Raw genomic sequence first — 8,565 nt, 5'->3', positions numbered from 1 at the left:
CTCCTGGGTTTGATCGGCGAGTATCGCGTCGCCGACAGGGTTTCCGGTTCCTGTTTCGGTGATCGGCGGTTCGGAGACCTCGGAGTTAGGGTCACCGGACATGAGCTGGCCGAGGTCTGAATCTGCCGGGTCCGCAGGTTCGGTGGTGTAGTCCTGCCCGCCGATGTTCGAAGTGATCGGCTCCTGGGTTTGATCGGCGAGTATCGCGTCGCCGACAGGGTTTCCGGTTCCTGTTTCGGTGATCGGCGGTTCGGAGACCTCGGAGTTAGGGTCACCGAGCATGAGCTGCTCGAGGCCTGAATCTGCCGGCTCCGGGGGGTTGGCGGCGAGGACGTTTTGTGCGTCCCTGCGTGCTTGTTCGCCCTCCGGGGTCATCGGGCCGATGAAGTTCGCCTGCGCTTCGAGCGCAGCACGTTCTTCCGGTGTCAGCTCCGGGTCGGCGAGGATCGGGTAGAGCAGGTTCTCGATACCGGCGGTGTCGACGACCTGAACGAGTTGCCCGTCCCGGATCTCGTAATGCGTCGGAACAGGAGTGCCGTTGGCGTCGTACGCCCACGGGGCATCGATTGTCGAGACCGGATTCCCGTCGGCGTCGAAGACGGTGACCGTGCCATCGGGGTTGACACTCATGTGACCGCCGGGCGGCACCGTCACCGGAATCACGGATTCGTGCGACGACGTTTCGTCGTGGATCAGGAAGAAGAACCGGCTTCCGCCGGTGATCGGATCGAACACCCGCAACGAGGACTGCCCGCCAGGTGCGTACGCAGTCAACGGCGACGCGACAGTCCCGACCGCCTGGGAGAGTACTGATTCGGGCGTGCGGGGGCTGAAAGGTCCCGGCCGCCCGCGCACTCCGATACCCGCAGCGGTGAACGCCGCGGCCCCGACGAGGACCAGTTCGAGATACCTGTCACGGCCCGAGCCCTCCCCGGTTGTGGAAACATCTGCTGCCGGATCCGGAACCGTTTGGGCCGGTGCGATATTCGAATCCGAATCCGAATCCGCGGGGATCGGTCCTGGACCGCGATCGGTGGTGGTTCCCTCACCCGGGGTGGGTGTGGGTGAGGGAACCGCTGATGCCGATGCATTGGGGAATGCACCGACACCAGTTTCCGAGGCCGGGGACTCGGAAGTAATGGGCGGAACCTCGATCGTCGGCACAGGGACGATGGGGGTGCCGTTGTAGGTGGGAAAGTTCGTCGGAGCATTGGCCCCGACATTCGGGCCACCGCCTGGAGCCTGCGCACCGGGGAGCCCGACAGTGGTCGTCGGCGCAGCTGTCGACGTCGTGGACGGCGCACTCAGGCACGGGTTGATGATCTCTGGCGGGATGGGCGCACCAGGTGGCAGCGACGCAATGAGATTCAGGTAGATCTGATGATCACGTGCCCGCACCGCCGCGCAGTCTTCTTCCGGCGTCGCGTTCGCCGGAGCGGCGGAGAGTGCGATTCCCGCACCGATCACTCCGGCCGCTCCGGTCAACAGCGCCCCGGCGGCAAGCACTCCCGCGAGAGTCCGGCGAAGTCGTCTACCGGACTTCACCGGTGCGCACCACGATTGTCACTCTTCTTCGTTCGGAGTAGCGCGATGAGTTTGTCTGCGCCCCACCAGAACAACCGTCCGGAGATCGACATCCACAAGAAGAATGCCAGGTAAACCAGGATCGTCCCGTAGTCGTTCGCCCAGCCGGCGAGCTTCCCGATCACCGCGAATGCCGCGATCAGCAACCCCAGTCCGACTGCGGTGGCGATCACAGCCTTGGAAAGTGGACTGAGTTCGCTGTCCGGATCCCAGTCATCAACGTCTGCAACGTCTTTGCTGTCGACGGCAGCGGGTTCCGTTTGCACACTGCGACGTTCGGCGTTGTTGACGGTCATGGCTGGAACTCCAAACAGGAAGGGAGAGCGGGGACAACGAGTCGCCGGTACTGGGCGCGGTATCAGTTCCAGTACTGGTAGGCCAGGGTGACGTACCCGGCGTTGGCCGGGTTGTTCGGATCAGCCAGGTAGACATCGACGTAGCCACCAGCATGGGCAGCGGCTTCGCCGATCACTACGCGGTCGGGGGCGCTGAGCTTGCCATCGGGGCCGACGGTGAGCGCCGAGCCCGGTGCGAGCTCAATCCACCGCTGCGAGCCTGGAACGATGTCGGAGATGGCGTCCGGGATCGGGCTCGCCGCCAACGCCGCGGTTTCCGCATTCGAGAGCGACAGACCGATCCGACCCTGCTCAGGTTCGACGATCGGAGTTGCGGCAGATGCCACGCCGGCGCCGAGAACACCGAACAGGGCGATACCTGCGGTGAGAGTTCCGGCAGTGGCCAAGGTACGAATCTTCATGATTTCTCCTTTGTGGGCGTGATGAGTAACCACCCCTGGACGGGGCGGATCGGGAATAGTCGCCAGCAGCGCTGACGACGGCTGCGTGGGTTAGAGCCAGGTGGGATCGGAGTACACGAACAACGTGTTGTCGGACGTCGCCGTCGACACCGAGAGTTGTGCGTACGAGCGGATCGTCACCGGCCCCATGCACGCATCAACCTTCACGTGCACGTTCTCTGCCGTGATCGACGCCTTCGACGACTCGAGATCCTTCTTCCCCAACGGAATCGTCGTGATCGTGCCCGGCGCAATCGTCGACTGAATACTCGGATTCACCGACGCATTCACACCCACGTTCGCCGACGGGACACCCGAAATACTCACACCGACAGACGGGCCGAGCGAAAAGCCAAGCCCCAAGCCAAGTCCGGAGGAGACATCGATCTGGCAGCCGATCTGCAATCCCTGCTCGACATATCCGGTATTCACCGCCGAATCGCCCGCACCACCGATCGTGCCGGTCACCTTCGCCGACACGAACCCCTCACGGGTGAACGCCGTCGTCGCCAGATTCGGCACCGGGTTCGCCGACAGTTTCGTGGCGGCAAGATCCAACGACCAACCGTCATCGGTGACCGTACTCGCGAATTTGTCCGCCAACGCCGTCGGCGTTGCCGATGCGCTCCCTGCGAAGACCACACCCGACGACAGCGCGGCAACCGCACACGCCGCGAGCCCTACCGCGGCCCTCGATCGACGGTGGGATACGCCGTTTTGCGATTCGATCGACATGAACTGCTCCTCCACGTGACACAGCAACCAGAGCGGTAGCCGACAACTAACTGAATTAGTTACCGGACGGTACCAATCGTCCTGTTTGCCCGCCAGCGCGCCATCTCCCCCATCTTGGATTTAGGGTGAACTTTCGGTAACAGATATATATCGACAGGCTTATCAGCAGCGAAAAGGACCTAGGTCCTACTATGAGCAAGGTCACCGTTTACGGACGAGAAGATCCCTCAGAAACAGTGCGGCAAATCGAATTGAATCCGCATTTCGCGGGCCTCAGGGCAGTTGGAGACCGAAAGTGCGGGCATCAAGCCAGTGCGCGTACTTGAATATGAAACTAACAGGCATTACTTGGCAATCAATCGTGAAGTACGGCGCCCGAGCGGGGCCTGGGAGCGCAACTCTGCACAGCTCACGCGGAGATACTCACTTCGTGGTCGGCGCGAACTCGTCGGACCCACTGGCATCGCATCGTTAGCTTGTCAATCACTGATTAGCGCAGGCGACGCACACAAGTAGTACGCAAGTACGAGAAAAGGCTCTGACCAAGACCGGAGTCCTTGATCAGAGCCTTACCAACTCGGGGTCGAAAGTTATGCCGGTTCTCTCATGATGCCGAGATGCCGTGCAGTCCCGGACACCCCAGGAACCTCTTGCACAGGAGACCAGGTGTTCAGCCCGTCAGTGCTGTCGGAGTAGAGATACTTTCCTTCGGTATAGGCGTCGAGATAGATCCGCCAGTCGCCGCTCGGCAACTGGACCACGGCCGGACCTTCGACAAGCGAACCCCAATTTCCGGGCGGGACAAACGAATAAGGTCCCGTCACCGAAGGAGCGACCGCATGCTCGACGACCTTCTTCGTCTCGTTCTTGGTGAACGCATGATAGGTCGATCCGACTTTGACCACGGTGGTGTCGATGTGGTCCGCACCGATCCCGGCGAGCGGAACAGGCGGGCTCCACAACCGGAGCGACGGTTCCAACGCCGTCATCAGATACGGCACAAATCCTCCACCGGTCGACATCGACAGGATGACGTTGACGCGATCGCCGTCCACAAACCATTCAGGCGCCCAGGCCTTGGTGACGAATGGTGACAGCGACGGTCCGTCGCTGAATCCGGCCGAACCCGAGAAGCCCGGGGGGCTCGCAGAACCGGTGCCATCTCCCGTGCCAGGCATCAAGGCGCAGCAAAACGGAACCGGATAGTTCCCCAGCGGCGTCCAGTTGATGCGGTCACTGCTGCGTGCGAACCCGATGTTCGCCCCACCACCCGTCGTGTAGGTGAGGTAGTACAACCCGTCCGTGTTCCGGAAGATGCTCGGATCACGCACGAGCCCAGACGGCGGCCTGTACGCCGACTGCTGGACGAGCTGAAAGCCGGTGCCGTCGGCCGACTCGTAGACATCCATGTCGCGATCGCTGGCATTGCTGAACGCCACCATTGTGTATTTCCAGTCAGGCGGCGGCGCGGCGCTGCTGGCAGGGGCTGCGACCAGCAACCCCGCGACGACGAGGATCACCAGCGATACAACAGAAAGGCCGGTCCGTTTTGTCGGAATCACCGATGAAGTATGTATGACAGCAGGCCCACCATGGGTAACTTCGGTCGGAGGCAGAGCAGGATCGTTACCTAAGTCGATTCGTCTTGTAGTGACGGCGGGACGGCGGCAAGGTCGGCCGTTAGCATCACGCCATGGAACTTGGGGTGCATTTCGCGCTGTCAGACAGCGTGGCAGCGGAACTTCTGGACGTGCGCGGCGACGACGACAAACTCGGCGCTGTGGTCGAGGACATCGAGGAGACGGGCCGATCCGAATTCTCGTGCGACACGGACAAGGCGTGGGATCCGATCCTGTGCGCCCTCTCCAGCACGGGGTACGAGCGCGTGTCCGAGAACTGGCCGGCCTACGGCGTGATCTTGGGGGACGAAGACCTCAACACCGACACCGACGACCAACTCGTCACCTACCTGGCACCCGATCGGGTCGCCGAAGTCTCCTCGTACCTGGCGGAAGTCACCGAATCCGAGTTCGGCGTGCGCTACGACGCGATGCCGCTCGACGACCGCAACCCGGAGTACGGCTCCGACGAGCGCGGGTACGCCTGGGGCTGGCTTCAGGAAGTGGCGGACTTTTTCCAGCGCGCGGCCCGCGAGCGTCGCCACGTGGTATTCACCGTGCGGTTCTGACAGTCGAGAGCCCACTGCCGAAGCAGCCTTGTTCGCCATCAATCCTCGAACCAAAAGGCGAGAACCTATGAATCCCCAACCTGATCGGTTGGCGTCTGGGAGCTCCGATTCCAACGACGCACGATTTCTGCCTCCCACCCGAGGCCTGACTAGCAACAGCAACTTCCAGCACCTATGGACAGCGCCAGCCGACTCTGTGCCACCAGAGCAGACCGATTCCAACGCGAATCCAGGGTGGTACGTCGACAACACCACCGGAGTGCTCAGATGGTGGAACGGGACCGCGTGGTCGTCGCACACCGCACCGCTTGGCCAGATCGTCATTCGCGCGCCCGAGTTCGTCAATCCGCAACAGAAGGCTAGCGTCCCTTCCGTTTTCCCTCGGTATCGGAGCTAGCCGACTACCTACGGGGAGTCTCCACGGGCTGAAGTACGGAGAAATTCTCCCCATTCGATTCGCCAACCACCGGAGTTGCCTGTCGCGGGTCGGCAGGTAGGTCCGTACCGGTGAACTTTCGGATGACGTTGATGGATTCCACTACTCGGGGATCCTCGGTCAGCGGCCGCGCCATTTCCACGGCTCGAGCTTGCGCGTCGCGTTCAGCGTTTCTCGATGCTTCGATCACCATGGCTGCGAGTCGATCCGCACCGTGTCGTAGGGCTTGCGGCGGAATCGTCAGATGTTGGAGGCGTCCGGCGGCGTCGACTTCGGCGCTCACGGTGCCTGAGCGGTCGTTGCCGTTACCTCTGAGCTTGCCTATGTCGGCCTGAACTTGCCGTGCTCGCCGCTGCAGCGCCTCGATGTCGGCGTTGATCGAGCGATTCGGATTCATCGCGGCGCAACCGTATTCGGAATCATTTCGGGATGGACGCGTACCCACTCGACGATGCGGTCGCTCAGTCGGTCGTACGGTTCGTCGTCGGTTTCGGGGAATTCGAAGTCAGCGAGTCGGTTGAGGTCGATCTCGATTTCGGTGAGCGCTTCCTTGTTGAAGACTCGGGAGTCGATCAGCCTGGTTCGAAGATAGGTGACATAGTCCGCGTAGTCGCCCACTTCATAGTTGATGTTGCCGTTGCGCTGCGCTTCGGCTCGTAGTTGTTCGAGAGCCCGAAGCAATTCGCCCTGCACAGTCTCTGCAGGACCGTATGGAGGTACCAGCGTCGTCCAAATCTTGTGTACCTCATCGAAATATTTCACCCAGCGCCCCCGATGGTTCGTCTTCGAGTGTCAGTTATTTGTCGTCGAGCAGGTCACTGAACTCGGCACGTTTGAGCTCGTTACCCATGACCTTGATGGTGTCGAGCGCGCTTCGACCGTTCTGCGCTTTGATCGTGGGGTCAGCACCGTTTTCGCGCAGAACCTTGATGACACCGACCGGGTCGCCAGCTGTACCCGTGACTGCCTTTTTGAGGGCGGAATTGCCGGTGGCGTCCAGGGCGTCGACTTCCGCTCCCGCTGCAATCAGCACTCTGACGTTGTCGACGCGACCGGATTGTGCTGCGAAATGCAGCGGCGTGAATCCGGCATGATCAACCGCGTGAACGTCTTGTCCGTCTTGGAGAAGTCGAGTGACGTCATCGGCGGTTCCCTCGAGCGCAGCGTAGTGCAGTGGGATACGCCCTCCGCGATCAACTTCTGGCATGTCTAGTTTCCTTCCCTGGGCAGTTCGTGGGCGTGACTGAGGTTGCCGGGGCCGTCCTCGACCCTATAGAACTCGAGCGGCTCAGAGTTCGCGTAATCGTTAAGCTCTTTGCGCGTCCAACCTTGTTCTATCGCTTGCTCTTTGATGCGCCACCACTCGTGACCCGGCTGATGCCCGAGGTGGTATTTCGGATCGACCGGATACTTTGATGCCATCTGCGCCAAGGAAGTACTTGCCGTCCGCTTCTCGGACACCTGACCCCGAGGCCGCAATCTCGACGCATACCAACAATGAAGGCGGGCCAAGGTATCCACGAGAAGGAGCGAAAACCTCATGTGTATCTCACACACTCAGAGGTGTCCGACCGTGCACGGGCAGCTGGTCAGCATCGCATCCTGGTGCTCGTACCTTCCTATTGTGGGATTCGATGGGGCGAGGCAATAGGCCTACGTGTACGTCATCTCGATCTACTCCGGAAACGTCTCAACGTCTACGAAAACGCCGTCCAGGTCGACATCAAAATCCACGTCGGCAGTCCCAGGTCCGGCAAAAGCAGGGCCGTGCCTGTTCCCTCGTTCCTACTCGCCGAACTCGCCCGTAGTTGCGAAGGAAAGAACCGCGATGATCTCGTGTTCGGCGGGCGCGAATGCGACTACCTCCGCCGTCCCGTGAGCACGACTGGATTGTTCGAGCGAGCCGTGGAGAAATCTGGTGTACCCGGCTGACCCCGCACGACCTTCGCCACGCGGCGGCTAGCCTCTCCATCAGCGCTGGTGTCAACGTACAGGCACTCAAGCGGATGCTCGGTCACGCATTTCGCTGCAATGACTCTCGACGTCTACCGGACCTGTTCGATGAAGATCTGGAGGTGGGCGATGCGTCACATCGTGCTGCTTTAGCGCAGAGTGTGGACAAAATGTAGGCAGACGGGTCACACCCGCATTTCTTGACCCCCACACCAAAAAGGCCCTGACCTGGCGATTAAGCCAAAATCAGAGCCTTTTCTCTCGGCGGAAGCGGAGGGATTTGAACCCCCGGTGGGTTTAACGCCACGCTCGCTTTCAAGGCGAGTGCATTCGGCCGCTCTGCCACGCTTCCGTGGGCGATCCTATCGGGTGTCCCCACGGACCGCGAAAACGGCTCCGGAGTCAGCGCTCGCCGATGGCTTTGTCGACCTTCTCGAAGACGTCTGCCAGCACGTCCAGTTCCTGGGGAGTCAGCAGATCGACCAGATTGTTCCGCACTCCGGCCACGTGAGTAGGCGCTGCCTCGGCGAGGCGACGCCTACCCTCTTCCGTGATCCGCGCGAGCACGCCGCGACCATCTTCGACGCAGGTGTCTCGCACGACGATGCCCTGAGATTCCATCCGCCTGATCTGGTGCGTGAGGCGACTCCGCGAAGACAGCACGCCGTCTGCCAGGTCACTCATCCGCAACGACCCGTCAGCTGACTCCGAGAGCATGACCAGAATGCGGTAATCGGCCAACGACAGGTCGTGTGAATCCTGCAGTTCGCGGTTGAGAACCTCCATGAGGCGCTGATTACCGTCCATGTAGCCGCGCCATGCACGCATCTCGCATGGCGTCAGCCACGGTGTCTCACCGTGCGCCGCCTGCGA

11 protein-coding genes, 1 tRNA gene and 1 pseudogene are annotated in these 8,565 nt (G+C 61.4%); 2 read left to right on the top strand and 11 right to left on the bottom strand.

Annotation, left to right across the window (positions count from 1 at the left end; all coding sequences use genetic code 11):
- The 5 genes and pseudogenes from ACFT1A_RS01730 to ACFT1A_RS01710 form a co-directional block, all read right to left on the bottom strand.
- Positions 1-1,545, bottom strand: a pseudogene (locus ACFT1A_RS01730) (hypothetical protein); the annotation flags it as partial.
- Positions 1,542-1,880 carry a hypothetical protein gene (locus tag ACFT1A_RS01725; RefSeq protein WP_019746453.1) on the bottom strand — a complete coding sequence of 113 codons (339 nt, stop codon included), beginning with the start codon at positions 1,878-1,880 and terminating at the stop codon, positions 1,542-1,544. The pseudogene ACFT1A_RS01730 and the gene ACFT1A_RS01725, both read right to left, overlap by 4 nt.
- Before the next feature lie 62 nt (positions 1,881-1,942).
- A complete protein-coding gene (locus ACFT1A_RS01720) occupies positions 1,943-2,341 on the bottom strand; it encodes a hypothetical protein (RefSeq protein ID WP_069146651.1) in 399 nt (132 codons plus the stop codon).
- Positions 2,342-2,431: 90 nt separating this feature from the next.
- On the bottom strand, positions 2,432-3,115 hold the full coding sequence (locus tag ACFT1A_RS01715; RefSeq protein ID WP_378445584.1) for an MspA family porin: 684 nt from the start codon (positions 3,113-3,115) through the stop codon (positions 2,432-2,434).
- 590 nt (positions 3,116-3,705) lie between these two features.
- Entirely contained in the window at positions 3,706-4,557 is an 852-nt protein-coding gene (locus ACFT1A_RS01710) for a glycoside hydrolase family 43 protein (RefSeq protein WP_223257880.1), read from the bottom strand.
- Positions 4,558-4,808: 251 nt separating this feature from the next.
- On the opposite strand from ACFT1A_RS01710, the gene ACFT1A_RS01705 reads away from it, so the two are divergent.
- Both ACFT1A_RS01705 and ACFT1A_RS01700 read left to right on the top strand, forming a co-directional pair.
- A complete protein-coding gene (locus ACFT1A_RS01705; RefSeq protein WP_378445583.1) occupies positions 4,809-5,303 on the top strand; it encodes a DUF1877 family protein in 495 nt (164 codons plus the stop codon).
- A 67-nt stretch (positions 5,304-5,370) separates the two neighbouring features.
- Entirely contained in the window at positions 5,371-5,700 is a 330-nt protein-coding gene (locus tag ACFT1A_RS01700) for a DUF2510 domain-containing protein (RefSeq protein WP_378445582.1), read from the top strand.
- 4 nt (positions 5,701-5,704) lie between these two features.
- Here ACFT1A_RS01700 and ACFT1A_RS01695 read toward each other — a convergent pair whose 3' ends face one another.
- From ACFT1A_RS01695 to ACFT1A_RS01670, 6 genes are all read right to left on the bottom strand, one after another.
- Positions 5,705-6,136: a YbaB/EbfC family nucleoid-associated protein gene (locus ACFT1A_RS01695; RefSeq protein WP_378445581.1), complete on the bottom strand. Its 432-nt coding sequence runs from the start codon at positions 6,134-6,136 to the stop codon at positions 5,705-5,707.
- Positions 6,133-6,501, bottom strand: coding sequence for a hypothetical protein (locus ACFT1A_RS01690; protein WP_378445580.1), 369 nt, complete (start codon positions 6,499-6,501; stop codon positions 6,133-6,135). The genes ACFT1A_RS01695 and ACFT1A_RS01690 overlap by 4 nt, the downstream gene beginning before the upstream one ends.
- 34 nt (positions 6,502-6,535) lie before the next feature.
- Positions 6,536-6,946 carry an ankyrin repeat domain-containing protein gene (locus tag ACFT1A_RS01685; protein ID WP_378445579.1) on the bottom strand — a complete coding sequence of 137 codons (411 nt, stop codon included), beginning with the start codon at positions 6,944-6,946 and terminating at the stop codon, positions 6,536-6,538.
- A gap of 2 nt (positions 6,947-6,948) precedes the next feature.
- A complete protein-coding gene (locus ACFT1A_RS01680) occupies positions 6,949-7,161 on the bottom strand; it encodes a GH-E family nuclease (protein ID WP_378445770.1) in 213 nt (70 codons plus the stop codon).
- A 796-nt stretch (positions 7,162-7,957) separates the two neighbouring features.
- Positions 7,958-8,044, bottom strand: a tRNA-Ser gene (locus tag ACFT1A_RS01675).
- Between the two features lie 50 nt (positions 8,045-8,094).
- The gene (locus ACFT1A_RS01670; protein WP_020968140.1) at positions 8,095-8,520 is read right to left on the bottom strand and encodes a MarR family winged helix-turn-helix transcriptional regulator; all 426 of its coding nucleotides are present in this window, start codon (positions 8,518-8,520) and stop codon (positions 8,095-8,097) included.
- Positions 8,521-8,565 lie beyond the last annotated feature (45 nt).

The sequence above is a fragment of the Rhodococcus sp. NPDC057135 genome, from assembly GCF_042670865.1.
Lineage (GTDB): Bacteria > Actinomycetota > Actinomycetes > Mycobacteriales > Mycobacteriaceae > Rhodococcus_F.
Note: the sequence above shows the minus strand (reverse complement) of the source record. Positions and strands in the feature narration are given on the sequence as shown.